This is a genomic window from Actinacidiphila yeochonensis CN732 (genome assembly GCF_000745345.1).
Lineage (GTDB): Bacteria > Actinomycetota > Actinomycetes > Streptomycetales > Streptomycetaceae > Actinacidiphila > Actinacidiphila yeochonensis.
On sequence record NZ_JQNR01000005.1, the window covers coordinates 1,785,092 to 1,810,194 of the forward strand.

At 72.7% G+C, this 25,103-nt stretch carries 23 protein-coding genes and 1 pseudogene; 18 read left to right on the forward strand and 6 right to left on the reverse strand.

Going from position 1 to position 25,103, the window contains the following annotated elements; genetic code table 11:
* The first annotated feature begins 160 nt into the window (after positions 1–160).
* Positions 161–451: a DUF4229 domain-containing protein gene (locus tag BS72_RS19445; RefSeq protein ID WP_037912207.1), complete on the forward strand. Its 291-nt coding sequence runs from the start codon at positions 161–163 to the stop codon at positions 449–451.
* A 200-nt stretch (positions 452–651) separates the two neighbouring features.
* Here BS72_RS19445 and BS72_RS19450 read toward each other — a convergent pair whose 3' ends face one another.
* A complete protein-coding gene (locus BS72_RS19450) occupies positions 652–855 on the reverse strand; it encodes a cold-shock protein (RefSeq protein ID WP_037912208.1) in 204 nt (67 codons plus the stop codon).
* Positions 856–1,097: 242 nt separating this feature from the next.
* On the opposite strand from BS72_RS19450, the gene BS72_RS19455 reads away from it, so the two are divergent.
* Positions 1,098–1,976 carry a menaquinone biosynthetic enzyme MqnA/MqnD family protein gene (locus BS72_RS19455; protein WP_037912209.1) on the forward strand — a complete coding sequence of 293 codons (879 nt, stop codon included), beginning with the start codon at positions 1,098–1,100 and terminating at the stop codon, positions 1,974–1,976.
* A 479-nt stretch (positions 1,977–2,455) separates the two neighbouring features.
* Here BS72_RS19455 and BS72_RS19460 read toward each other — a convergent pair whose 3' ends face one another.
* Positions 2,456–2,932 carry a MarR family winged helix-turn-helix transcriptional regulator gene (locus tag BS72_RS19460; protein WP_037912212.1) on the reverse strand — a complete coding sequence of 159 codons (477 nt, stop codon included), beginning with the start codon at positions 2,930–2,932 and terminating at the stop codon, positions 2,456–2,458.
* A gap of 42 nt (positions 2,933–2,974) precedes the next feature.
* Between BS72_RS19460 and BS72_RS19465 the strand changes: the two genes are divergently transcribed.
* Positions 2,975–3,898, forward strand: a complete 924-nt coding sequence (locus BS72_RS19465) for an alpha/beta hydrolase (RefSeq protein WP_037912215.1) — start codon at positions 2,975–2,977, stop codon at positions 3,896–3,898.
* Between the two features lie 108 nt (positions 3,899–4,006).
* Here BS72_RS19465 and BS72_RS19470 read toward each other — a convergent pair whose 3' ends face one another.
* Positions 4,007–4,192, reverse strand: coding sequence for a DUF397 domain-containing protein (locus tag BS72_RS19470; protein ID WP_037912217.1), 186 nt, complete (start codon positions 4,190–4,192; stop codon positions 4,007–4,009).
* The gene (locus tag BS72_RS19475; protein ID WP_051951971.1) at positions 4,189–4,974 is read right to left on the reverse strand and encodes a helix-turn-helix domain-containing protein; all 786 of its coding nucleotides are present in this window, start codon (positions 4,972–4,974) and stop codon (positions 4,189–4,191) included. The genes BS72_RS19470 and BS72_RS19475 overlap by 4 nt, the downstream gene beginning before the upstream one ends.
* A 503-nt stretch (positions 4,975–5,477) precedes the next feature.
* Here BS72_RS19475 and mqnC point away from each other — a divergent pair.
* Genes mqnC through BS72_RS19490 form a run of 3 tightly spaced genes read left to right on the forward strand, consistent with a single transcriptional unit; the run spans position 5,478 to position 8,192 of the window.
* Positions 5,478–6,671 (forward strand): cyclic dehypoxanthinyl futalosine synthase, encoded by a 1,194-nt coding sequence (gene mqnC / locus BS72_RS19480; protein WP_037912219.1) that lies wholly within the window; start codon positions 5,478–5,480, stop codon positions 6,669–6,671.
* 46 nt (positions 6,672–6,717) lie between these two features.
* The gene (locus BS72_RS19485; RefSeq protein ID WP_051951285.1) at positions 6,718–7,443 is read left to right on the forward strand and encodes an imidazolonepropionase-like domain-containing protein; all 726 of its coding nucleotides are present in this window, start codon (positions 6,718–6,720) and stop codon (positions 7,441–7,443) included.
* 56 nt (positions 7,444–7,499) lie between these two features.
* Positions 7,500–8,192, forward strand: coding sequence for a demethylmenaquinone methyltransferase (locus BS72_RS19490; protein WP_037912221.1), 693 nt, complete (start codon positions 7,500–7,502; stop codon positions 8,190–8,192).
* A 144-nt stretch (positions 8,193–8,336) separates the two neighbouring features.
* Here BS72_RS19490 and BS72_RS19495 read toward each other — a convergent pair whose 3' ends face one another.
* Complete coding sequence (locus BS72_RS19495; protein WP_037912223.1) at positions 8,337–8,708, reverse strand: hypothetical protein; 372 nt, start codon at positions 8,706–8,708, stop codon at positions 8,337–8,339.
* A 635-nt stretch (positions 8,709–9,343) separates the two neighbouring features.
* Here BS72_RS19495 and BS72_RS36625 point away from each other — a divergent pair.
* Complete coding sequence (locus tag BS72_RS36625) at positions 9,344–10,783, forward strand: hypothetical protein (RefSeq protein WP_051951287.1); 1,440 nt, start codon at positions 9,344–9,346, stop codon at positions 10,781–10,783.
* A gap of 154 nt (positions 10,784–10,937) precedes the next feature.
* Entirely contained in the window at positions 10,938–12,224 is a 1,287-nt protein-coding gene (locus BS72_RS19510; protein ID WP_037912229.1) for a geranylgeranyl reductase family protein, read from the forward strand.
* A gap of 417 nt (positions 12,225–12,641) precedes the next feature.
* Here BS72_RS19510 and BS72_RS19515 read toward each other — a convergent pair whose 3' ends face one another.
* Positions 12,642–13,502 carry a C40 family peptidase gene (locus BS72_RS19515; protein WP_037916733.1) on the reverse strand — a complete coding sequence of 287 codons (861 nt, stop codon included), beginning with the start codon at positions 13,500–13,502 and terminating at the stop codon, positions 12,642–12,644.
* A gap of 591 nt (positions 13,503–14,093) precedes the next feature.
* Between BS72_RS19515 and BS72_RS19520 the strand changes: the two genes are divergently transcribed.
* The 10 genes and pseudogenes from BS72_RS19520 to BS72_RS19565 form a co-directional block, all read left to right on the forward strand.
* Entirely contained in the window at positions 14,094–14,453 is a 360-nt protein-coding gene (locus BS72_RS19520) for an NADH-quinone oxidoreductase subunit A (protein ID WP_037912231.1), read from the forward strand.
* A gap of 94 nt (positions 14,454–14,547) precedes the next feature.
* Entirely contained in the window at positions 14,548–15,102 is a 555-nt protein-coding gene (locus BS72_RS19525) for a NuoB/complex I 20 kDa subunit family protein (protein ID WP_037912233.1), read from the forward strand.
* Complete coding sequence (locus tag BS72_RS19530; RefSeq protein ID WP_037912235.1) at positions 15,099–15,836, forward strand: NADH-quinone oxidoreductase subunit C; 738 nt, start codon at positions 15,099–15,101, stop codon at positions 15,834–15,836. The genes BS72_RS19525 and BS72_RS19530 overlap by 4 nt, the downstream gene beginning before the upstream one ends.
* Positions 15,833–17,170 (forward strand): NADH-quinone oxidoreductase subunit D, encoded by a 1,338-nt coding sequence (locus tag BS72_RS19535; protein WP_037912237.1) that lies wholly within the window; start codon positions 15,833–15,835, stop codon positions 17,168–17,170. Before BS72_RS19530 ends, BS72_RS19535 begins: the two co-directional genes overlap by 4 nt.
* A 71-nt stretch (positions 17,171–17,241) precedes the next feature.
* Positions 17,242–18,087: an NADH-quinone oxidoreductase subunit NuoE gene (nuoE, locus tag BS72_RS19540; RefSeq protein ID WP_037916735.1), complete on the forward strand. Its 846-nt coding sequence runs from the start codon at positions 17,242–17,244 to the stop codon at positions 18,085–18,087.
* The gene (nuoF, locus tag BS72_RS19545) at positions 18,084–19,418 is read left to right on the forward strand and encodes an NADH-quinone oxidoreductase subunit NuoF (protein WP_037912239.1); all 1,335 of its coding nucleotides are present in this window, start codon (positions 18,084–18,086) and stop codon (positions 19,416–19,418) included. Before nuoE ends, nuoF begins: the two co-directional genes overlap by 4 nt.
* On the forward strand, positions 19,415–21,943 hold the full coding sequence (locus BS72_RS19550) for an NADH-quinone oxidoreductase subunit G (protein ID WP_037912240.1): 2,529 nt from the start codon (positions 19,415–19,417) through the stop codon (positions 21,941–21,943). Before nuoF ends, BS72_RS19550 begins: the two co-directional genes overlap by 4 nt.
* Positions 21,940–23,418: an NADH-quinone oxidoreductase subunit NuoH gene (nuoH, locus tag BS72_RS19555; RefSeq protein ID WP_078901483.1), complete on the forward strand. Its 1,479-nt coding sequence runs from the start codon at positions 21,940–21,942 to the stop codon at positions 23,416–23,418. Before BS72_RS19550 ends, nuoH begins: the two co-directional genes overlap by 4 nt.
* On the forward strand, positions 23,411–24,100 hold the full coding sequence (gene nuoI, locus BS72_RS19560; RefSeq protein ID WP_037912243.1) for an NADH-quinone oxidoreductase subunit NuoI: 690 nt from the start codon (positions 23,411–23,413) through the stop codon (positions 24,098–24,100). Before nuoH ends, nuoI begins: the two co-directional genes overlap by 8 nt.
* Positions 24,097–24,909 (forward strand): annotated as a pseudogene (locus BS72_RS19565) (NADH-quinone oxidoreductase subunit J); the annotation flags it as partial. The gene nuoI and the pseudogene BS72_RS19565, both read left to right, overlap by 4 nt.
* Positions 24,910–25,103: the final 194 nt, after the last annotated feature.

A 25,103-nucleotide genomic window follows, 5' to 3' on the forward strand; every position in this document is an offset into this window, starting at 1 on the left:
GCCCACCGCTCCGTCCGTCCGGTCTCCTCGGCCCGCTGCCCCCTGCGGCCTTCCGGCTCTCCGGGCCTCCGACCTCTCTGACCTGCGGTCGCCGCGGCGGCCGGGCGCCTCGGGCGGGGCGGTGGCGGGCCCTTCGGCGGGCCGTGTTTCACTGGTAGGCATGCTCCGATACACCGCACTGCGCTTCGGTCTGATCGTCGCCAGCTTCGGGGTCATCTGGGGCCTGGTCCGGCTGCGTGTCCTGCCGGCCGGGCTCGGTGACTCCAACTACCTGTGGGTCGCGCTGCTCGCGCTGGTCATCTCCGCGCCGCTGAGCTTCGTGCTGCTGCGGGGGGTGCGTGAGGAGGCCGCCGCGCACGTCTCCAACCGCGTGGAGCGCGCCCGTCTCAACCTGGCCGCCGCGGCGGGCCAGGAGGACGAGGCGGACGACGCCGCCCGCGCCGCCAAGTAGGCGCACACCGCCAGGAGGCTCGCGGGTCGGGGCCCGGTCCGAACGGGCCCGCTCCGGCAGGGGTGTCGGCGCACGACCGCGCGCAGCTCGGACGACGACGGCAGGCGTCGTTACAGGCACAGGGCGCAAAAAAGGCAAAAAGGCAGGGGCCCCGCACCGAGGTGCAGGGCCCCTTGATCAAGCACAGGTTCTGGGCGCGATCAGTTGGGGGTGACGTTCTCCGCCTGCGGGCCCTTCGGACCCTGCGTGACGTCGAAGCTCACCGACTGGTTCTCCTCCAGGGAGCGGAAGCCAGCCGCGTTGATCGCGGAGTAGTGGACGAAGACATCCGGGCCGCCGCCGTCCTGGGCGATGAATCCGAAGCCCTTTTCAGCGTTGAACCACTTGACGGTTCCGGTAGCCATAAAGCCCTCCTTGGGCCCAAAGGGTTGCCCTGCTCCAGAACCTGCTTTTGCGAAGTCTGAAAACTACAAAAGCCTGCGGGTTACATGATCCGCAGGCTTTGTACTGCAAGGAAACCAAACTGCAACTTGCGACTGAGCCTAGCATGGGCACCCCCCGCGGGGAAGGGAGAGCAAGATCTTCCTGGCGGCACGCCGAACCCCCAGAAGCGGCCGCGCCGGGGCCCAGGAGTAGCGTCCACATCATGGACGACTTCGACACCGCCGCGGCCACCGCCGCGCGCGACGACAGCGACCGCGTACGCCCCAGGGTGGGCCACATCCAGTTCCTGAACTGCGTACCGCTGTACTGGGGGCTCGCCAGGACCGGCACCCTGCTCGACGTCGAGCTCACCAAGGACACCCCTGAGAAGCTCAGCGCCCAGCTCGTCGAGGGCAGCCTCGACATCGGCCCGATCACCCTTATGGAGTACCTGAAGCACGCGGACCAGCTGGTCGCCCTCCCGGACATCGCGGTCGGCTGCGACGGGCCCGTCATGTCCTGCGTGATCGTCAGCCAGCTCCCCCTGGACCGGCTGGACGGCCAGCGGGTCGCCCTCGGCTCCACCAGCCGCACCTCCGTGCGCCTGGCCGAGCTGCTGCTCACCGAACGCCACCAGGTGACGCCCGACTACTACCGCTGCCCGCCCGACCTGGCCCTGATGATGCAGGAGGCCCAGGCCGGCGTCCTCATCGGTGACGCGGCGCTGCGCGCCTCCCTGCACGACGCGCCCCGGCTCGGCCTGGAGGTGCACGACCTCGGCCAGATGTGGAAGGACTGGACGGGCCTGCCGTTCGTCTTCGCCGTCTGGGCGGTGCGCCGCGACTACCTCGCCAAGCACCCGGAGACCGTCCACGACGTGCACCGCGCCTTCCTGGCCAGCCGCGACCTGTCCCTGGAGGAGGTCGACAAGGTCGCCGAGCAGTCCGCGCGCTGGGAGGCGTTCGACCAGGACCTGCTGCGCCGGTACTACACGACGCTCGACTTCTCCCTGGGTGAACGCCACCAGCAGGGCATCGGCGAGTTCGCCCGCCGCGTCGGCTTCCCCGCGACCTCCGGCATCACCCTGCTCCCGCCCCGCTGAGCCCGGGCCCCCGTTGAACCCGGGGCCGCTCCGCTGAGCCCCGCGCGCCTCCCGGCACCCACTTCACCGGGAGGCGTGTCCGTCCCTGCCGCCACCGGGCGGGCGCGGCCGTTCGGCGCGGCCGGCCGGAGGAGTCGTCGGCGAAGAGGGGAGTCGTGAAGAGGGGAGTCGGCTCGGCGAGGACGTCCGGGCCGGCCTCGGCCTGGTAGACGGTGTCGACGCTCCCGAAGCGCGCCTGCGCGTGGTCGTCGGACGACCGGGACGCGGTCTCGCGGTGCCTCGCGTCGAGCGTGCTGGATCAGTCCCGGTCAGGGCCTGCGCCCTTGCCGGAACCCGGAACCCGGAACCCGGAACCCGGAACCCGGAACCCGGACGCCGTCGAAGACGACGAGGGGACGTCGAGGACGACGGTTGACCCCGCACGCCCGGGACGGAGGCCGGGCGGAGGCCGGGCGGAGGCCGGGCGGAGGCGATGTCCGTCAGCCCGTGGGCATGCCGATCTGGTCGCGTTCGAGCGCCGAGCGCAGCTTCACGAAGGCATGGGCGGCGGTCGAGACCGAGGCGATGTCGAGCGTGCCGCCGATCAGTTCGGCCAGTCCCTCGGCGAATGTCTGCTCCGCCGCGTCGACGAGCCGTGTGCCGTCGTCGGTCAGGCCCAGCAGTGAGGAGCGGCGGTCGGCCGGGTTCGGCTCCCGGACGGCCCATCCTTGCTTCTCCAGGCGGTCGATGCCCTTGCTGGTCGCTCCGATGCCGATGGCGAACTCGGCTGCGATGTCCGCCACGCGGGCCCCGGGGTGGTCGCGCAGGTAGCGCAGGAACTCGAACTGCGAGGTGACGATCCCGTGCCGCGCGCGGAGGCGGTCGTTCAGCGCGTTGTAGAGGCGCGTCTCGCACCGCACGAGGTCGGCGAAGAAGGCCGGGAGATCGACCGCGTCATCGCGCGATGTGTATGCCATGGCATATAGTGTACCGGAAGCTACTTTGACGGGAGCACCGCCATGAGCAAGGCACAGCGCGCCGAGGTCGATGTGATGCTGCGGCAGCCGCAGCCGGAGGGTCCACGGTCGGTCGAGGAGATACGGGCAGGCTTCAGGGCCCTGATGGCCCGGATGACCGTGCCCGACACCATCCGCACCACGCGGACGACGCTCGGCAACCGGCCCGCCCTGCGTGTCGAGCCGCACGACGGGCCCGGCGCCGGGACGATCCTGTATTTCCACGGCGGCGGCTTTGTGTTCGGCTCCCCCGAGACCGCCCTGTCGCTGACGGGGCACCTCGTGGCCAGGACCGGCTTCGGGGCGCACTCGCCGGACTACCGGCTCGCCCCCGAGCACCCTTTCCCGGCCGCGATCGACGACACCCTGAGCGCCTATCGCGCCCTCCTCGACAGCGGCGAAGCCCCCTCAAGTATCGCGTTTGCCGGCGACTCCGCCGGCGGTGGCCTCAGTATCACCACCTGCCTGGCCGCCCGTGACGCGGGCCTCCCGCTGCCCGCCGCCATCGTGGCGTTCTCCCCGAGCCTCGACGCCACCCGCACGGGCCGGAGCATGGACACCAAGGAAGCCGTCGACCCGGTCTTCACCCGCAAGGCCGTTGAACACACCGGGGCCATGTACCTCGCCGGAGCCGACCCGCACCAGCCCCTGCTCAGCCCGGCCGTCCTCGCCGACCTGACCGGCTTCCCTCCCCTGCTGATCCAGGTGGGCACCAACGAGATCCTGCTGGACGACTCCACGCGCCTTGCCGAGCGTGCGAGGTCGGTCGGAGTGGACGTCATCCTGGACGTCACCGCCGACGTGCCGCACGTGTTCCAGGCGTTCGCCGGCGTCCTGGACGAGGCGGACGAGGCCCTTGACCGTGCGGCTCTCTTCCTCAGCCAGCGCATCCGCGCCGCGGGCACGCCGCACACGTCAACGAAGTAGGCCCCGCCCCGGCCGCACCCGGCCGCGCTTCGGGCCGCGTTCCGGCCGGGGGATCGGCCGGGCGCGGCCCGAGGGGTGTACCGGTGTGCGCCGGCGGTGCGTCGGGGGTCAGAGGGCGCGGGCGTAGGCGACGAAGTGGGCCCACTCGGCCGGGGTGAAGGCGAGTTGGGGGCCTTCCTTGTCCTTCGAGTCGCGGACGCGGACGGCGTGGGCGCAGTCGGCCACCTCGACGCAGTCGCCGTCGCTGCTGCTGCTGTAGCTGGACTTGAACCAGGCCGGTTCGCTGCTGGTCATAGGTCTCCTCGTGCTCGCTGCAACAGGCCCACGGAGTCCCTGGCGGAAAGGGCCTGTGATCGCAGTCTCGCATACCGCTGGTGGAGGAGACTGATCTCTTTCGGGTCGTGTGTGTAGTGCCCGCCGCGCTGGGCCTCGCAGTACGCGAACCAGCGGTTCTCCGGCGTCTCCAGCAGCTGCATCGGCCCGGCCAGACCGGCGTGGCGCTCGCTCACCAGGGGCATGATCAGCAGTTCGACGTTCCGCCGCGCCGCCAAGGCGAGGACGTGGTCGATGAGTTCGCGGGTGACGGCGGCGCCGCCGGTGCGCCGCACGAAGACCTGCTCCTCCAGGATGAAGCCGAACTCCGTGTGCGGGCGCTCGTCGAGCAGCAGTTGGCGTTCGGCCCGCGCGAGCCACTGCGCGTCGATCTCGTCGTCGTCCATCGGCGGCAGATGGTCGTCGTACATGGCCTTCGCGTACGCCTCCGTCTGGAGCAGCCCCGGAACCATCCGGTTCTCGTAGGTGTAGAGCGTGACGGCCGTGGCCTCCATCCGGGCCCAGCGGCGGAACCAGGACGCCAGTCCCGGCCTGCGGCCGATGTGCTTGACGGCCTCCCGCAGCGCCCCCGTGTTGCCCGTCAGCTCCTCGGCCCGGGTGATGTACACCTGGTCGGCCAGCCTGCGGCCGTTCTCCACCGAGGCGACGGTGTGCTCGGAGAAGCGCACCAGGTTGCCGAACTGCTTGCGGCTGTACCCGGCGTGGGTACGCAGGGCGCGGGCCGCCGCGCCGAAGGTCCGCATGCTGTCCGAGGACTCCGGGTTGCCGTCCCAACCCGGCGTGCCCTCCCGCTCGGCCTCCGCCTCGGCGTCCGCCTCCGCCTCTGCCGCTGCCTCCGCTTCCGGGTCCGCGTACCCGTCCTCGCCGAACCCGTCCGTGTCCTCGACGTCCTCGACGTCCTCGACGTTTTCGACGTCCTCGACGTCCCCCGGATCTCCGATCACTGCCGGCCACCTCCCTGGAGCAGCCCGGTCCGGGTCCGCTCGACGCAGTTGATCCGCCCATCGTCCCGCGCGCAGAACGGCATATGCCACCCTGAGTGCTTGTACGCATGCGCAGCGTACGTTTTCCCTGTGTCCGCGCGCGGCGTGTCCGCGTACCTCGCCAAGGCCGCCCGACCCGCACGCGGTACGGCCGGGTGAAGCCGAAGAGGCGGCGGTCCGCGCGGGGGAGCGCCCACGCGAGGGGAGCGGCGGGGCGCGGCGTACGCTGGGCGGGACCGTCCACGAGCCGAAGGGACCCCCGGGTGAGCAGCGAGATCGCAGCCGTCCTCGACCGTGCCGCCCAGGGCGGCCGGATCACAGCGGAGGAGGCGCTGGAGCTGTACCGCTCCGCTCCGCTGCACGCGCTGGGCGCCGCCGCCGACGCGGTGCGCCGCCGCCGGTTCGCGGGCACCGAGCACATCGCGACGTACATCATCGAGCGCAACATCAACTACACGAACGTGTGCGTCACCGCGTGCAAGTTCTGCGCCTTCTACGCCGCGCCCAAGGACAAGGACAAGGGCTGGAGCCGCGGCCTGGACGACATCCTGCGGCGCTGTGCCGAGACGGTGGAGCTGGGCGGCACCCAGATCATGTTCCAGGGCGGCCACCACCCCGACTACGGCGTGGAGTACTACGAGGAGCACTTCGCCGCGATCAAGCGGGAGTTCCCGCAGCTGGTGATCCACTCGCTGGGCGCGTCCGAGGTGGACCACATGGCGCGGATCTCCGGGGTCAGCGCGGAGGAGGCGATCCGCCGCATCCACGCCGCCGGTCTCGACTCGTTCGCCGGCGCCGGCGCCGAACTCCTGCCGGAGCGGCCCCGCAAGGCCATCGCGCCGCTGAAGGAGTCCGGCGAGCGCTGGCTGGAGATCATGGAGACCGCCCACCGGCTGGGCGTGGAGTCCACCACGACGATGCTCATGGGCACCGGCGAGACCAACGCCGAGCGGATCGAGCACCTGCGGATGATCCGCGACGTGCAGGACCGCACCGGCGGCTTCCGCGCGTTCATCCCGTACACCTACCAGCCGGAGAACAACCACCTGAAGGGCCAGACGCAGGCCACGCTCTTCGAGTACCTGCGGATGATCGCCATCGCCCGGCTCTTCCTCGACAACGTCGCCCACATCCAGGGCTCCTGGCTCACCACGGGCAAGGAGGTCGGCCAGCTCTCCCTGCACTACGGCGCCGACGACCTCGGCTCGGTGATGCTGGAGGAGAACGTGGTCTCCTCGGCCGGCGCGAAGCACCGCTCCAACCGGATGGAGCTGATCCACCTCATCCGCTCCGCCGGCCGCGTCCCCGCCCAGCGGGCGACGACGTACGAGCACCTCGTCGTCCACGACGACCCGGCGAACGACCCGGTCGACGACCACGTCGTCTCGCACCTGTCGTCCACCGCGATCGAGGGCGGCACCGCGCACCCCGAACTGACCATCCTGGAAGCCCGCTGAGGCCGAGGGGCGGACGGTTCGGGCCGCGGACGAGGGGCTGCCTGCCGTGCTGACGCTGCACGTCGCCCGCGCGCTGCTCGCCGACCCCCGCCGGGGCGGCGCCGTGCCGGGCGGCGCGGTGCTGGTGGAGGGCGCGGCCGTCGCGGCCGTCGGGCCGTACGAGGAGTTGGCCGCCGCGCACCCGACGGCGCGGGTGCGGCGTTGGCCGGGCGTCATCACGCCGGGCCTGTGGAACCCGTACGGGCCCGAACTGCTCCAGGACACCTACCATCCCGACCCGCGCGAGGCCGACGCCCTCGGTACCGAGCCGCTGACCGGCCCGGCCGGGCGGGCGGAACTCGACCGGGAGCCGGGCCGGCCGGCCGCCAGCGCCCGGCGCTGCCTCCAGCGGATGCTGGCGCACGGCACCGTCGCGGTGGCCGGGGACCTCACCGTGCCCGCTGTGGCGCAGGCGGTGCGGCGGGCCGGCCTCGGCCTGGAGGAGCGGTTCGCCGCCCCGGCCGGGCCGCCCTCGCTCGACCCGTTCGCCGGCCGGCCGCCGGTGGACGCCTTCGGGCCCGTGCCGTTGGGAGCAGCCGGCGTCGACGCGGACTTCGCCGTCTTCGACGTACCCGTGCGGGACGACCCGCCGGACGTTTCGCCCGACGGCGCGCCCGACGGTTCGCACCCGGAGGACATGGCGGACGGCCTGCTCGCGGCGCTGGCCGAGCGGGGCGCGGGCTGCTGCGTGGCCACCGTGCTGGCCGGGCGGCTGGTCCACCGGCGGCGGTGATACGGCACGAAAGGGGCGGGACCGGGCGGGGATCGGGGACGGCTTACGCTGGGGGCGTGACCCGAGCCTCCATGGAGAAGCAGCCGCAGGACGTCGCCGCGATGTTCGACGGTGTCGCGGCCAAGTACGACCTCACCAACGACGTGCTGTCGATGGGCCAGGACCGGCTCTGGCGGCGGGCCGTCGCGCGGGCGCTGGACGTACGGGCGGGGGAGCGGGTTCTCGACCTCGGAGCCGGCACCGGGACGTCCTCGCTGCCCTTCGCGGAGGCCGGCGCCCACGTGGTGCCCTGCGACTTCTCGCTCGGCATGCTCCGCGAGGGCAAGAAGCGCCGCCCCGAACTCCCGCTCACCGCGGGCGACGCCACCCGGCTGCCGTTCGCCGACGGGGTGTTCGACGCGGTCACCATCTCCTTCGCGCTGCGCAACGTGCACGACCCGGACGCCGCGCTGCGCGAGATGCGCCGCGTCACCCGGCCCGGCGGGCGGGTGGTGGTGTGCGAGTTCAGCCACCCCGTCATCAAGCCGTTCCGCACGGTCTACACCGAGTACCTGATGCGGGCGCTGCCCCAGGTCGCCACCGCGGTGAGCAGCAACCCGGACGCGTACGTGTACCTCGCCGAGTCGATCCGCGCCTGGCCCGACCAGCGCGGCCTCGCCACCCGCCTCCAGGGCGCGGGCTGGTCGTCGGTGGCCTGGCGGAACCTGACGGGCGGCATCGTCGCCCTGCACCGCGCCACCAACCGCTGACGACGCTGCCCGCCGGGTCCACACCGGGCCCGTACCGGGTCCGCACCGGGCCCGTACCGGGCCCGCACCGAGTCCGCACCGGGCCCGCACCGAGTCCGTTCCGGGTCCGCACCGGGCCCTTCGAGGGGCCTGACCAGGGCCCGTTCAGGCGAGGAGCCGCCACCCGGTCACGGTGAGCACTGACAGCAGGCACCCCGCCATGACCGTCCGCGGCAGGTGGAGCGTGAGCAGCGCCCACCAGTCGTCGACCCCCCGGGGGGAACGCCGCTGCCGCCACAGCGGCCCGGCCCACCAGGCCGTACCGATCGCGAGTTCGGCCGCGATCACCACGAGCGCCGCGGTGAGGGCGGCCCCGAGCACACCATGGTCGGCGCAGGTGCCGTCGTATCCGCAGTCCCCCGACACGTTCGACGCTTCCACCCAGTTGGCGGCGAGGGCGTACAACGCCGCCGCCTGCACCAGGACGCAGGCACCTGACGTCGTCACCCGCAGGGCGTCCCGAACGGCGCGGCCCACGCGTTCCCCCTCCGGTCGCCCGCCCGCAGCGTAGCGGGGGCGTACGCGGGCTGCCGCTCCCGGCGAGCACGGGCGTCGTGGCCGCTCCGATTCCGGGTCGTGAGGACCGGCAGGCCGGAACGCGCGATTCCGGGTGGGGTGCTGGAGCCTCGGCGCCTAAGGTGCGGAGGCGAAGGGGGACGGCACGGCGAACGCCGGTCGGACGTTCCCCCCGTTGCCGCCGCCTCGCACCGCCAAGCACCGCCCCGCGCCGCGGTGCGCCGACACCCGGAGTGGCCCATGCCCGCCTGCCCCACCTGCGGAGAGCAGCTGACCTCAGAGCTTCCGTCCGGCGCCGACGCTCCCGCCACCTGCCCGACCTGCGGGCGGGCGGTGAGCGGGGACGCGGTGCCCGCTGCCGCGCTGAACGAGGCCGAGTCGCGCGCCGAGGACGCCCCGCCAGCCCCGCCAGCCCTGCCCGCCCCGCCCGCGCCTCCGCGTACGGTCCCGCCGCTCCGGCCGGCCGTTCCGCCCGCCGTCACGCCGCCGTACGACGCCACCGCCCCCGTACCGCGGGGCGACGTGTACACACCCATACCCCCGCTGGCCCAGCCACTGCCCGTCGGCGCCTTCCTGCGGCGGGTGGCCACCGGCCGGTGGGGCTGCCCGCGGCGGTCGGGCTCGCGCCCGTGGCGGCCCTGCTCGCCCTCGCGGCGCTGGTCACCGCCGTCACGGCGGGCACGCTGCCGTCCGGCGCACCGGGTGCCGGCACCCGCTTCCGGGTGACCCTCGCGGTGCTGGTCCAGGGCCTGGGCGCCGTCCTGCACTGCCACTACACGTTCGCGGACTTCGAGGGCGTCGGCGTGTCCACCGCCACCGTCGGCACCAGCGGCGCCAGCGGCGGCTACGGCGACGGCGACTACGGCCTCGGCACGGCCCTCGCCGGCCGCAGCACCGCGCACACCGACCTCTCGGTGACGCCCTGGTCGGTCACCCTGCTGTGGGTGGCCGTCCTCGCCGTCGGCCTGTGGGCGCTGCGCCGCCGGCCGGCCCCCGCCACGGCCCCCGGCCTCCCGCCCGTCGGCGCCGACACCGCCGTACGGGTCGCGCTGGTCGGCGCGGCGGGCGCCGCGCTGCTCGCCGCCGTCGGCCAACCCACCCTCGGCGAGCTGCGCGTCAGCACCGAACCGGCGCTCGCCGCGCTGTGGACGTTCCTGCTCACGCTGGGCGTCGCGCTGCTGGTGCTGTGCCGTCCCGCGCAGGACGCCTGGCTCGCCGCCCGGCCCGGGTGGGCCGTCGCACGCCGGGCGCTGGCCACCGCCGCCGGGGCCCTGCTGGCGACGCTGCTCGTCGCCGGGCTGATCGTCTTCGCCGTCGCCGGCGACCACTACGACGCCATCGGCGGCTGGGGCGTCACGTTCGCGGGGCTGCTGGTGCTGAACCTCGGGGTGTCCGGCCTGGGCCTGAGCTGGGGCGCCCCCTTCAAGGCCACGGTGAGCGGCCAGGAGTTCCACTTCGGCCTGGGGCGGCTGGACCAGGTGTGGGGCGACGGGGGAGTGGCCGGCACCGTCCTGGCCGGGCTGGGCTGCGCGCTGCTCGTCGGGGTGCTGGCGGCGCGGCGGTCGCGGAGCCGGGGTGAACGGTTCCTGGTGGCCGGGTTCTTCACCCTGGCCTTCACCGGGCTCACCACGCTGAGCGGGCTCTCCGGCCACGGCCCGAGCACGGGCGTCAGCCTGATCGCGGACACCTCACTCGCCACCGACACGGCCGAGGCGTTCTGCTTCGCGCTGCTGTGGACGGTCGGCGGGGTGCTCGTCGGGCCGTACGTGCTGCGGGCGTTGGGCGGTCGGCCCCCGGCGCCCGAACCCGGCAGCCCGGTGCCGCACCCCGGCCACCCGGCGCCGGCCGCGTACCCGGGCCAGGTGCCGCCGCGGCCCTCGGACCGTCAACCGCCGTACGGCCGGATCTCGTACGGGCAGCAGCCGTACGCGCCCCCGGCCCCGCACGAGCAGCCGCAGCCCCAGCCGCCCGGGGGCTATGACCTGGGCCTCGTCCAGCCCGAACGGCTCACCGAGCGGCCGCCGCACCGCAAGTGACCCGAGGACGGGCCGGGGCGGGCCCGGCGGCGGGTCGGCGGCGACCCCGGCGCCGGACGGGGCGCGGCCGCGCTACCGGGACGGCGGCGGAAGCCGCGCGCGGGCCGCCCGTAGACTCGGACCGACGAACCCTCGCCGACCTGGGAGAGCCCACGTGACCGACACCGCCCTGTCCGAGCGCAGCGCCGACGTGATCGTCGTCGGCGCCGGTCCCGCCGGTTCGACCACCGCCTACTACCTCGCCAAGTCCGGCCTGGACGTGCTGCTGCTGGAGAAGACCGCCTTCCCCCGGGAGAAGGTCTGCGGCGACGGCCTGACCCCGCGCGCCACCAAGCAGCTGGTCGCGATGGGCGTGGACATCTCCGAGGAGGCGGGCTGGCTGCGCAACAAGGGCCTGCGGATCATCAGCGGCGGCATGCGCCTGGAGATGGACTGGCCCGACCTCGCCGCCTACCCGAACTACGGACTGGTGCGCCGCCGCGAGGACTTCGACGAGCTGCTGGCGCAGCAGGCGGTGAAGGCCGGGGCGCGGCTGTACGAGCGGTGCAACGTCACCGGCCCGATCGTCGACGAGCGCACCGGCCGGATCACCGGCGTCACCACGAAGCTCGGCGAGGAGAAGACCCCGGCCGCCTTCCACGCCCCGATCGTGGTCGCCGCCGACGGCAACTCCACCCGGCTGTCGCTGGCGATGGGCCTGCACCGCCGCGAGGACCGGCCGATGGGCGTGGCCGTGCGCACCTACTTCACCTCGCCCCGGCACGAGGACGACTACCTGGAGTCCTGGCTGGAGCTGTGGGACCGGCGCGGCCCGTCGCCCCGCCAGCTGCCCGGCTACGGCTGGATCTTCGGCCTCGGTGACGGCACGTCCAACGTGGGCCTGGGCATCCTGGACTCCTCCGCCGCCTTCCGCGAGCTGGACTGGCGCGAGGTGCTCAAGGCGTGGGTGGGCTCCATGCCCGAGGACTGGGGCTTCACCCCGGAGAACATGACGACGCCGATCCGCGGCGCGGCGCTGCCGATGGCGTTCAACCGGCAGCCGCACTACACCCGCGGCCTGCTGCTGGTCGGCGACGCGGGCGGCCTGGTCAACCCGTTCAACGGCGAGGGCATCGCCTACGCGATGGAGTCCGGCCAGATCGCCGCCGACGTCATCACCCAGGCGCACGCCCGCGGCGCCGGCGAGCAGCGCGAGCGGGCGCTGACCCGCTACCCGCAGATCCTCAAGGACACCTACGGCGGCTACTACACCCTCGGCCGCGCCTTCGTGAAGCTCATCGGCAACCCGAAGGTCATGCAGATGTGCACCCAGCGCGGCCTGACCCACCCCATGCTGATGCGCTTCGCCCTCAAGCTGCTGGCCAACCTCACCGACCCCACCGGCGGCGACGCGATGGACCGCATCATCAACGGTCTGACGAAGATCACCCCGCGCGCCTGATCCTGTCCGCCCCTGTCCGCCCCTGCCTGAGCCGGCCTGACCGGCCTCGCACGCGGGCGGCCCCGCACGCACCAGCGCCCCGGTCCGCTCGGCATCCATGATGCCGAGCGGACCGGGGCGCGGCCGTTTCCCGCACGGGGAGGTGAGGGAGGTGGGACGGGTGGGCCGCCGGGCGAGGCGCGGACAGCGAACGCGCCGGGCGGACCCGTCGGACGGCGTCGTTCGTCACCGGGCGCGGACAGCGAACGCGCCCGGGAACGTGAGCCGGTGCAACCGACGTGGCCGACGTGGCCGACGTGGCCAGTTTGGACAATTCGGTCACATGGAGGGGTTTTGGCCGTTTCGGCCAGGTCCCGACGGACCCGGCCGACCACCGGACAGGGCCGGTCGCGGCCGAGCTCGGCCGAACTCAGCCGGTCACAGGACGCGGACGGCCCAGTCCGGCTCGTAGTCGACGAGGTTCTTGATGCCCACCGGGGTGGACGGGTTCGCCGCGTCGAGGTACTGGCCGCCGCCGATGAAGACGCCCACGTGGAAGGCGCTGCCCTCGCCGCCCCAGAAGATGAGGTCGCCCGGCTGGAGGGCGGACAGCGAGACGGGGGTGCCCACGGTGGACTGCTCCTGCGAGGTCCGCGGGAGGGTGACGCCGACCGACGCGAACGCCGCCTGGGTCAGTCCTGAGCAGTCGTACGAGCTCGGGCCGGTGGCGCCGTAGACGTACGGCTTGCCGATCTGCGCCTTGAGGAAGGCGATCAGCTGGTCGACCTTGCTGCCCGAGGCGGGGGCGGCCGTGGTGGTGGCCGAGGCGTTCGACGCCGTGGCCGCGGAGGACGCGGCCGAGGACGACGAGGTCGAGGAGGCCGACGCGGCGGCAGAGGCGGCCTTGGCGGCCTTGGCGCGCTCGCGCGCGGCCTTCGCCGCGGCGGCCTTGGCGCGGGCCTTGTGGTGCAGGGCGGCCGCCTTCTGGCGGGCCTCGGTCGCGGCCTGCTCCTTCTCCGCGGAGAGGGCGGCGGACAGCGCCTCCTGCTCCAGGACGCCGACGGCCCGCTGCGTGGAGGCGGCGGACAGCAGGGAGGGCCGCGGGTTCGCGGTGGCGACGGCGGCGGTGCCGGCCGCCGTGGTGTCGTGAGAGGTCTCCGCCATGGCGGGAGCGGCCGCGCCGCAGAGTGCGAGCGCGCTGACGACGCCGCCGACGAGTCCGGCCCTGCGGACCCAGGTGCGGGTCGAACGGGGCGCCGCGTTCCGTCGGCGGCTGGTATGGGTATGCGTGTCGGACATCGTCCGATAGCTGTTCGGGGACATGCGTCTCTGGCTATCAGCTGTGAATGGTTCCGTTCAATAAAGGTGGCTTGCGCCACAGTTGGCGTGTCCACGGCTCAAATGCCCGATTCACGATCGGGCGTGACGGGCGGGTTCGTCCCTTTTCGCAGCAACGGTTACTTATGCGCTCGTGCACGGTTTCACACGCGTCATTCCTGGGTTCCCGGGGTCACCCGACCGTGTCGCGGAGCGCTACCACGGCCCTCGGTCCACCGCTAGTTTGCCAGCGGGCGGTGTCGTTTGATAATGGAGTCGCGGCGCTGACCAGTGGTAACACCCGTGGATGTGACGCGAAGTGATCGTTTGTGTTCAATCCGCCGCGTGCTGGCAGCTCATCTGACTTCATGATCGTTCGTCAGGTGGTGGAGATCACAAAGTCCGTCCGTACCCCCGTGTCGCAGATCACAGACTGGGAGGCATAGGATGCAGGCGATCTGGGCTTGTGAACTGCCTCACATATCCGCGATCTTCGCGGATCCGGTGACGCTGCCCACGAGTTCGGTCACGGTCCGTACATCAGTCACTGTCGACTGGAAGGAGCGGGGGACGGTGAACGCCTACGCGCCCATCATCGTGCTGGGCGGCCTCGCGGCCGGCTTCGCGATCTTCTCCGTTTTCATGGCCTCGATCATCGGGCCGAAACGGTACAACCGGGCCAAGTTGGAAGCGTACGAGTGCGGTATCGAGCCCACGCCGCAACCGGCGGGCGGCGGCCGCTTCCCGATCAAGTACTACCTGACGGCGATGCTGTTCATCGTCTTCGACATCGAGATCGTCTTCCTCTATCCCTGGGCGGTCACCTTCGACCGGCTGGGGATGTTCGGGCTCGTCGAGATGCTCCTGTTCGTGCTGACCGTCTTCGTCGCCTACGCCTACGTGTGGCGGCGCGGCGGCCTGGAGTGGGACTAGCGGGGCCGCGGCGCGGCCGGGCTCTCCCAGGCCGCGCCACAGACACAACGCACAGACGGCGACCAGGGGACCGAGGAGACCAGGAGCCAACCCAATGGGTATCGAAGAGAAACTGCCGAGTGGATTCCTGCTGACGACGGTGGAGACGGCGGCGGGCTGGGTGCGTAAGGCGTCGGTCTTCCCGGCCACCTTCGGCCTCGCCTGCTGCGCCATCGAGATGATGACCACCGGCGCCGGGCGCTACGACATGGCCCGGTTCGGCATGGAGGTCTTCCGCGGCTCCCCGCGCCAGGCCGACCTGATGATCGTCGCCGGCCGGGTGAGCCAGAAGATGGCGCCGGTGCTGCGGCAGGTCTACGACCAGATGCCGAATCCCAAGTGGGTCATCTCGATGGGCGTGTGCGCCTCCAGCGGCGGCATGTTCAACAACTACGCGATCGTGCAGGGCGTCGACCACGTCGTACCGGTCGACATCTACCTGCCCGGCTGCCCGCCGCGGCCCGAGATGCTGCTGGACGCGATCCTCAAGCTGCACGAGAAGATCCAGCACGGAAAGCTCGGCGTCAACGCCCGGGACGCCGCCCGCGAGGCGGAGGAGGCGGCCCGCACCGCACTGCCCACCATCGAGATGAAGGGGCTGCTGCGATGAGCTCCTCCACACCCCCGGCCGGCGGCACCCCCGACGAGGCCGGCAACCAGGTCCCCGTCCAGCGCGACGCGTCCGGCGAGCCCATCGGCGTCCGCCGCGGCATGTTCGGCGCGGAGAAGGGCGGCGACACCTCCGGCTACGGCGGCCTGGTGCGCACCGTCCGGCTGCCCGGCCCCAGCTCCCGCCCCTACGGCGGCGTCTTCGACGAGATCGCCGACGAGTTGGAGGGCGCGCTGGAGGAGCAGGGCCTGCCGCCGGGCGAGGCGATCGAGCAGACCGTGGTGGACCGCGGCGAACTCACCTTCCACATCGCCCGCGAGCACCTGCTGCGCACCGCCCGCACCCTGCGCGACGACCCGGCGCTCCGCTTCGAGCTCTGCACCGGCGTCAGCGGCGTGCACTACCCGGGCGACAAGGGCCGCGAGCTGCACGCCGTCTACCACCTGCGGTCGCTCACGCACGGCCGGCTGATCCGGCTGGAGGTCAGCTGCCCCGACGCCGACCCGCACCTGCCGTCCCTGGTCGGCGTCTACCCGGCCAACGACTGGCACGAGCGGGAGACCTACGACTTCTTCGGCATCGTCTTCGACGGCCACCCCGCGCTCACCCGGATCATGATGCCGGACGACTGGCCCGGCCACCCGCAGCGCAAGGACTACCCGCTCGGCGGTATCCCCGTCGAGTACAAGGGCGCCCAGATCCCGGCTCCGGACCAGCGGAGGTCGTACTCATGAGCAGCGGATACGCATCCCCCCGGCCGGCCGAGGAGCGGGAGACCACCGAGGGCCGGGTCTTCACCGTCACCGGCGGCGACTGGGACGAGCTGGCCGAGACCGTCGGCAAGGCCGACGACGAGCGGATCATCGTCAACATGGGGCCGCAGCACCCGTCCACCCACGGGGTGCTCCGGCTGATCCTGGAGATCGACGGCGAGACGGTCACCGAGGCCCGCTCGGGCATCGGCTACCTGCACACCGGCATCGAGAAGAACATGGAGTTCCGGACGTGGACCCAGGGGTCCACCTTCGTGACGCGCATGGACTACCTCACGCCGCTGTTCAACGAGACCGCCTACTGCCTCGCGGTGGAGAAGCTGCTCGGCGTCACCGAGCAGGTGCCCGACCGGGCCACCGTGATCCGCGTGATGCTGATGGAGCTCAACCGGATCTCCTCCCACCTGGTGGCCATCGCCACCGGCGGCATGGAGCTGGGCGCCACCACGATCATGATCTACGGCTTCCGCGACCGCGAACTGATCCTCGACATCTTCGAGCTGATCACCGGCCTGCGGATGAACCACGCCTACGTCCGGCCCGGCGGCCTCGCCCAGGACCTGCCGCCCGGCGCGGTCGACCAGGTCAGGGAGTTCGTCAAGACCTTCCGCAAGAACCTGCCGGAGTACGACAAGCTCGCCACCGGCAACCCCATCTTCAAGGGCCGCATGCAGGACGTCGGCTACCTGGACCTGACCGGCTGCATGGCGCTCGGCGCCACCGGCCCGATCCTGCGCGCCGCCGGCCTGCCGCACGACCTGCGCAAGACCGACCCCTACTGCGGTTACGAGAACTACGAGTTCGAGATCCCCACCGCCGACAGCTGCGACTCCTACGGCCGCTTCCTGGTGCGGCTGGCGGAGATGGAGCAGAGCCTGCGGATCGTCGAGCAGTGCCTGGACCGGCTCGCCCCCGGCCCGGTGATGATCGCGGACAAGAAGATCGCCTGGCCCGCGCAGCTCGCCCTCGGCCCGGACGGCATGGGCAACTCGCTGGACCACATCAAGAAGATCATGGGCACCTCCATGGAGGCCCTGATCCACCACTTCAAGCTGGTCACCGAGGGCTTCCGGGTGCCGCCCGGCCAGGCGTACTCGGCGGTGGAGTCGGCCAAGGGGGAGCTCGGCGTGCACGTCGTCAGCGACGGCGGCACCCGGCCCTACCGGGTCCACTTCCGCGACCCCTCCTTCTCCAACCTCCAGACGATGGCCGCGATGTGCGAGGGCGGCCAGGTCGCCGACGTCATCGTCGCCGTCGCGTCCATCGACCCCGTGATGGGAGGTGTCGACCGGTGACCTCGGCCCCGCACGACACGCACCAGCCCGCACCCGGCGGCCCGGCCGGCGCCCACGGCGTCGAGCTGGGCATGCCCGAACTGCCCGCCGCCGACTACCCCGCGGACGTCCGCGAGCGACTCGACCGCGACGCCCGCGAGATCATCACCCGCTACCCCGGCTCCCGCAGCGCCCTGCTGCCGCTGCTGCACCTCGTGCAGTCCGAGGAGGGCCACGTCACCCGCACCGGCGTCCGGTTCTGCGCCGAGACGCTGGGGCTGACCACCGCCGAGGTCACCGCGGTCGCCACCTTCTACACCATGTACCGGCGCCGCCCCTCCGGCGACTACCAGGTCGGGGTCTGCACCAACACGCTGTGCGCGGTGATGGGCGGCGACGCGATCTTCGACGACCTCAAGGAGCACCTCGGCCTCGGCAACGGCGAGACCACCGCCGACGGCAAGGTCACCCTGGAGCACATCGAGTGCAACGCGGCCTGCGACTACGCCCCGGTGGTGATGGTCAACTGGGAGTTCTTCGACAACCAGACCCCGGAGTCCGCGCGCGCCCTGGTCGACGACCTGCTCGCCGGCCGCGAGGTGCGGCCCACCCGCGGCGCGCCGCTGTGCACCTACCGCGAGACCTCCCGCATCCTGGCCGGCTTCCCCGACGAGCGGGCCGGAGCCGTCGAGGCCACCGGCGGCGCCGGCCAGGCGTCGCTGGCCGGCCTGCGGCTGCACCGCGGCGAGACCCCGGCCCGCGTCGTCGGCCAGCGCGGCAACCCGCCGCAGAACGAGGCCGGGCTGTACGACACCCCCGGCACGCCCTCGCCGGCCGACCACCCCAGCTCGCACGACGCGCCCGAGCGGACCGCCGAGTCCGGCCCCGACCACCCGGCCGACCCGGTCGCCGACCACGCCACCGAGGAGGGACGATGACCGTAGAACCGGCCGAGAAGCTGCTGGCCCCGGTCCTTTCGGCGTTCTGGGACGACCCGCGGTCATGGACACTCGACACCTACCGCCGGCACGAGGGCTACCAGGCGCTGACCAAGGCCCTCGCCATGGCGCCGGACGACCTCATCGCGTACGTCAAGGACTCCGGGCTGCGCGGCCGCGGCGGCGCCGGCTTCCCCACCGGCATGAAGTGGCAGTTCATCCCGCAGGGCGACGGCAAGCCGCACTACCTCGTCGTCAACGCCGACGAGTCCGAGCCCGGGACGTGCAAGGACATCCCGCTGCTCTTCGCCAACCCGCACGCGCTGATCGAGGGCATCGTCATCGCCTGCTGGGCGATCCGCTCCCACCACGCCTTCATCTACCTCCGCGGGGAGACCGTCCCCGTCCTGCGCCGGCTGCACGAGGCCGTACGCGAGGCGTACGCCGCCGGCTACCTCGGCAAGGACATCAAGGGCAGCGGCTTCGACCTGGAACTCACCGTGCACGCCGGGGCCGGCGCGTACATCTGCGGTGAGGAGACCGCGCTGCTGGACTCCCTGGAGGGCCGGCGCGGCCAGCCGAGGCTCCGGCCGCCCTTCCCCGCCGTGGAGGGGCTCTACGCCTGCCCCACCGTGGTGAACAACGTCGAGTCGATCGCCTCGGTTCCCGCCATCATCCAGCGGGGCAAGGAGTGGTTCCGCTCGATGGGCAGCGAGAAGTCCCCCGGCTTCACGCTCTACTCGCTCTCCGGGCACGTCGCCCGCCCCGGCCAGTACGAGGGCCCGCTCGGCCTCACCCTGCGCCAACTCCTCGACATGGGCGGCGGGATGCGCCCGGGCCACCGGCTGAAGTTCTGGACCCCGGGCGGCTCGTCCACCCCGATGTTCACCGAGGAGCATCTGGACGTGCCCCTGGACTACGAGGGCGTCGGCGCCGCCGGCTCCATGCTCGGCACCAAGGCCCTCCAGTGCTTCGACGAGACCACCTGCGTGGTGCGGGCGGTCACCCGGTGGACGGAGTTCTACGCCCACGAGTCCTGCGGCAAGTGCACCCCCTGCCGCGAAGGGACCTACTGGCTGGTCCAGTTGCTGCGGGACATCGAGGCCGGCAAGGGCCGGCCCGAAGACCTCGACAAGCTCCAGGACATCGCCGACAACATCAACGGCAAGTCCTTCTGCGCCCTGGGCGACGGAGCCGCCGCCCCCATCTTCTCCTCCCTGAAGTACTTCCGCGCGGAGTACGAGGAGCACATCGAGCGCAGGGGATGCCCCTTCGACCCGGCCCGCTCCACCGCCTGGGCGGACTCGTCCCGTACGGAGGCCCACGCGTGACCGTCACCACCAACGACACCTCCGGGAGCCGGCCGGCCCCGCCGCCGGAGGACCTCGTGACCGTGACCATCGACGGCATCGCGGTCTCCGTCCCCAAGGGCACGCTGGTCATCCGCGCCGCGGAGCTGCTCGGCATCGAGATCCCCCGGTTCTGCGACCACCCGCTGCTCGACCCGGCCGGCGCCTGCCGGCAGTGCATCGTCGAGATCGAGGGCCAGCGCAAGCCGGTCGCGTCCTGCACCATCACCTGCACCGACGGCATGGTGATCAGCACCCAGCTCACCTCGCCGGTGGCCGAGAAGGCGCAGCGCGGCGTGATGGAGCTGCTGCTCATCAACCACCCGCTGGACTGCCCGATCTGCGACAAGGGCGGCGAGTGCCCGCTGCAGAACCAGGCCATGCAGGTCGGCGACCCCGACAGCCGCTTCGAGGGGCGGAAGCGCACCTACGCCAAGCCGCTGCCGATCTCCGCGCAGGTGCTGCTCGACCGCGAGCGGTGCGTGCTGTGCGCGCGCTGCACCCGGTTCAGCAACCAGATCGCCGGCGACCCGATGATCGAGCTGCTGGAGCGCGGCGCGCTCCAGCAGGTGGGCACCGGCGAGGGCGACCCGTTCGAGTCGTACTTCTCCGGCAACACCATCCAGATCTGCCCGGTCGGAGCCCTCACCTCGGCCGCCTACCGGTTCCGCTCCCGCCCGTTCGACCTGGTCTCCTCGCCGTCGGTGTGCGAGCACTGCGCCGGCGGCTGCGCCACCCGCACCGACCACCGGCGCGGCAAGGTGATGCGGCGGCTGGCCGGCGACGACCCGGAGGTCAACGAGGAGTGGCTGTGCGACAAGGGCCGCTTCGGCTTCCGGTACGCCCAGCGGCCCGACCGGATCACCCACCCGCTGGTGCGGAACGACTCCGGTGAGCTCGTCGCCGCGAGCTGGCCGGAGGCGCTGGCCGCCGCCGCGCGCGGGCTGTCCGGCGCGCACGGCCGGGCCGCGGTGCTGGCCGGCGGCCGGCTCACCGTCGAGGACGCCTACGCCTACGGGAAGTTCGCCCGGGTGGTGCTCGGCACCAACGACGTCGACTTCCGGGCCCGCCCGCACTCCGCGGAGGAGGCCGACTTCCTGGCCGCCCACGTGGCCGGGCGCGGCGTGGACCTCGGCGGCCACGAGGGCGCCCTCACCCACACGCTGCTGGAGCAGGCGCCCGCGGTGCTGCTGGCCGGGCTGGAGGCCGAGGAGGAGGCCCCCGGGATCTTCCTGCGGCTGCGCAAGGCGCACCGCAAGCACCGGCAGCAGACCTACGCGCTGGCCAGCCACGCCAGCCGCGGCCTGGACAAGGCCGGCGGCATCCTGCTGCCGGCCGCGCCCGGCACCGAGACGCAGTGGCTGAACGCGCTGGCCGCGGGCACCTCCGGCGAGGGCGGCGGCCGGGACGGCCTGGACGAGGCCGGCCGGCTGGCCGCCGAGGCGCTGCGGCAGCCCGGCGCCGCCATCCTGGTCGGCGAGCGGCTGGCCACCGTGGCCGGCGGCTACACCGCCGCGCTGCGGCTGGCCGCCGCCACCGGCGCCACCCTGGCGTGGGTGCCGCGGCGGGCCGGCGAGCGCGGCGCGGTCGAGGCCGGCGCGCTGCCCGGGCTGCTGCCCGGCGGCCGGCCGCTGACCGACCCGGCGGCCCGCGAGGAGGTCGCCCGGGTGTGGGGCCTGCCGTCGCTGCCGGTCCGCTCCGGACGCGACACCGGGCAGATCCTGGAGGCCGCGGCCGCCGGCGTGCTGGGCGCGCTGGTGGTCGGCGGCGTCGAGGTCGCGGACCTGCCGGACCCGGCGGCGGCGCGGGCCGCGCTGGACGCGGTCGGGTTCCTCGTCAGCCTGGAGCAGCGGCCCAGCGAGGTCACCGAGCGGGCCGACGTGGTGCTGCCGGTGGCCGCGGTGGTCGAGAAGGCCGGCACCTTCCTCAACTGGGAGGGCCGGGTGCGGATGTTCGCCGCCGCGATCAAGCCCGACCAGGCCACCACCCGCCACCAGCTGCCCGACGCCCGGGTGCTGACCATGCTCGCCGACGCCCTCGACGCGACGCTCGGCCTGGCCGGCACCGACCAGGCCCGCCGCGAGCTGGACCACCTCGCCGGCGGCTGGCCCGGCCCGTACGCGCCCGCCCCGCTGGAGGCGGCGGTGCCGCTGCCGCGGCCCGAACCCGGCCAGGCGGTACTGGCCGGCCACCGGCTGCTGCTGGACCAGGGCCGGCTCCAGGACGGCGACGACGCGCTCGCCGCGACCCGGCACGCGGCCGTCGCCCGGCTGTCGGCGGCCACCGCCGCGGAGGCGGGCGTCGCCGACGGCGAACCGCTCACCGTCACCGGCCCGGCCGGCTCGGTGACCCTGCCGCTGGCGGTCACCCCCATGCCGGACCGGGTGGTGTGGCTGCCGCTGAACTCCCAGGGCGGCGGCGTCGCCACGGACACCGGCGCCCGCCCCGGGCAGGTCGTCTCCCTCGCCGGCCAGGCCGTGCGGGACAACGCGGAGGTGCAGTCGTGACCCCCCTGACCCAGCTGGCCGGCGGCGGCAGCCAGCTCGCCGCCACCACCGAGAACCTGTCGTTCTTCGGTACCGACCCGTGGTGGCTGATCGTCATCAAGGCGGTGTTCTGCTTCGCCTTCGCGATGCTGACGGTGCTCTTCTCCATCGTGTGGGAGCGCAAGGTCGTCGCGTGGATGCAGCTGCGCATCGGCCCGAACCGGCACGGCCCCTGGGGCATGCTCCAGTCGCTGGCCGACGGCGTGAAGCTGATGCTGAAGGAGGACATCGTCGTCAAGCGGGCGGACAAGGTGGTGTTCGTCCTCGCGCCGATCGTCGCCGCGATCCCCGCCTTCATGGCGTTCGCGGTGATCCCCTTCGGCCCGGCCGACAACCAGATCTCCGTCTTCGGCCACCGCACCGCGATGCAGCTCACCGACCTGCCGATCGGCATCCTCTACATCCTGGCCACCGCCTCCGTCGGCATCTACGGCATCGTGCTGGCCGGCTGGTCGTCCGGCTCGACGTACCCGCTGCTGGGCGGCCTGCGCGCGTCGGCGCAGATGATCTCCTACGAGATCGCGATGGGCCTGTCGTTCGCGGCGGTCTTCCTCTACTCCGGCTCGATGTCGACCTCCACCATCGTCTCGGCCCAGCACGACCGCTGGTACGTGGTGCTGCTGCCGGTGTCGTTCCTCGTCTACATCTGCACGATGGTGGGCGAGACCAACCGCGCCCCCTTCGACATGCCGGAGTCCGAGGGCGACCTGGTCGGCGGCTTCAACACCGAGTACAGCTCGATCAAGTTCGCGCTGTTCATGCTCGCCGAGTACGTGAACATGGTGACCGTCTCGGCGGTCGCCACCACCCTCTTCCTCGGCGGCTGGCGGGCCCCCTGGCCGATCAGCACCTTCTGGGAGGGCGCCAACCACGGCTGGTGGCCGCTGCTCTGGTTCGTCGTCAAGGTGCAGCTGCTGCTCTTCTTCTTCATCTGGCTGCGCGGCACCCTGCCCCGGGTCCGCTACGACCAGCTGATGAAGCTCGGCTGGAAGATCCTCATCCCCGTCTCGATGGTGTGGCTGATGCTGGTCGCCGCCGTCAAGGCGATGCGCGACGAGAACTACAGCTTCAGCCGGATCGTGCTGTACGTCGGCGCCGGCGTCGTCGCCCTGCTGCTGATCTCGCTGGTGGCGGACCTGCTGCGGGACCGGGGGGAGCGCGACGGAGCCGGCGGGGAGGGCGGCGGTCGGCTCGGGCCGCCGGAGCGGTTCGACCCGATGGCCGGCGGCTATCCGGTGCCGCCGCTGCCGGGCCAGGAGAGCGAGCACGTACCGCGCCGCCGCAGCCGGGCGCAGGCCCAGCTGGTCGGCGCGAACGGAGCCGGCGGGCCGGCACCCGGCGGCGGCGAGAGCCCCGAGGACGCAGGCCGTGCGGGCGCCGACCAGACCGAGAACGACGCCGAGCACACGGAGAACAAGGAGGACGGCGATGCCTGAGTTCCTGGACCCGGTCGCGGGCTTCGGCGTGACCTTCAAGGCCATGTTCAAGAAGCGCCTGACCGAGCAGTACCCCGAGTACAAGAAGCCCACCGCGCCGCGGTTCCACGGCCGGCACCAGCTCAACCGGCACCCGGACGGACTGGAGAAGTGCGTCGGCTGCGAGCTGTGCGCGTGGGCCTGCCCCGCCGACGCCATCTACGTGGAGGGCGCCGACAACACCGACGAGGAGCGCTACTCCCCGGGTGAGCGGTACGGCCGCGTCTACCAGATCAACTACGCCCGCTGCATCCTGTGCGGCCTGTGCATCGAGGCGTGCCCGACGCGGGCGCTGACCATGACCAACGAGTACGAACTCGCCGACCGGACCCGCGAGTCGCTGATCTTCACCAAGGAGCAGCTGCTGTCCGGCCTGGAGGAGGGCATGGTCGACAGCCCGCACGCCATCTACCCCGGCATGGACGAGGGCGACTACTACCGCGGCCTGGTCACCGAGGCGGCTCCCGGCACCGTCCAGCAGACCGCCGTCTCCAAGGGCGAGGACAAGCCCGACGAGACGGTGCGCGGCGCGGACACCGCGGAGAGCGGCGCGGCGGACGGCGGCGCGGCGGACGGCGGCGAGGCCGCGGTTCCCGGCGCGCCGGGCGGCGGCGCTCCGGCCGGAACGGGGGACGAGGCATGAGCGGGGCGCAGACCCTGGCGGCGGCCGCGTCGCAGACCTCGACCGGCGAGGCCGTGCAGTTCTGGGTGCTCGCCGTGGTCGCCGTACTCGGCGCGCTGGGCACCGTGCTGATGAGGAAGGCCGTGCACAGCGCGCTGTCGCTGGCCGGCACGATGATCGTCCTCGCGGTCTTCTACCTGGCCGAGGGCGCCTACTTCCTCGGCGTGGTGCAGATCGTCGTCTACACCGGCGCGATCATGATGCTCTTCCTCTTCGTCGTCATGCTGGTGGGCATCACCGCGGCGGACTCGCTGACGGAGACGCTCAAGGGCCAGCGGTGGATGGCGGCGCTGTGCGGGCTGGGCTTCGGCATCCTGCTCGTCGCGGGGATCGCCAACGCCTCGCTGGACACCTTCACCGGCACCGGCGCCGCCGACAGCGCCCAGGGCGGCAACGTCCAGGGGCTGGCCCGGCTGCTCTTCACCACCTACGTGTGGGCGTTCGAGATCACCGGCGCCCTGCTGATCACCGCCGCGGTGGGCGCCATGGTGCTCACCCACCGCGAGCGCACCGAACGCCGGGCCACCCAGCGCGAGCAGTCGCAGGCCCGGGTGCGCGAGGGCAAGCAGGTGGCCCCGCTGCCCGCGCCGGGCACCTACGCCCGGCACAACGCGGTGGACGTGCCGGCGCTGCTGCCGGACGGCACCCCGTCCGACCTGTCGGTCAGCTCCACGCTGCGCGAGCGCGGGCAGATCCGGGACGTGTCGCGGGACGCGATGCGCCGGCTGGCCGAGCTGGACCAGCGCTCCGACGAGTGGCTGGAGCGCACCCCGAAGATGGTGCCGCTGCTGAGCGGCTCGCACCGCTGGCGGGGCGGCGGGAACGGGGCCAACGGCGCCACCGTGACCAACGGGAACGGCGCCAACGGCTCCAACGGTTCGAACGGCTCCAACGGCAACGGGACCAACGGCAACGGCTCCAACGGGAACGGCAACGGGAACGGCGCGAACGGTTCGCACGGCGG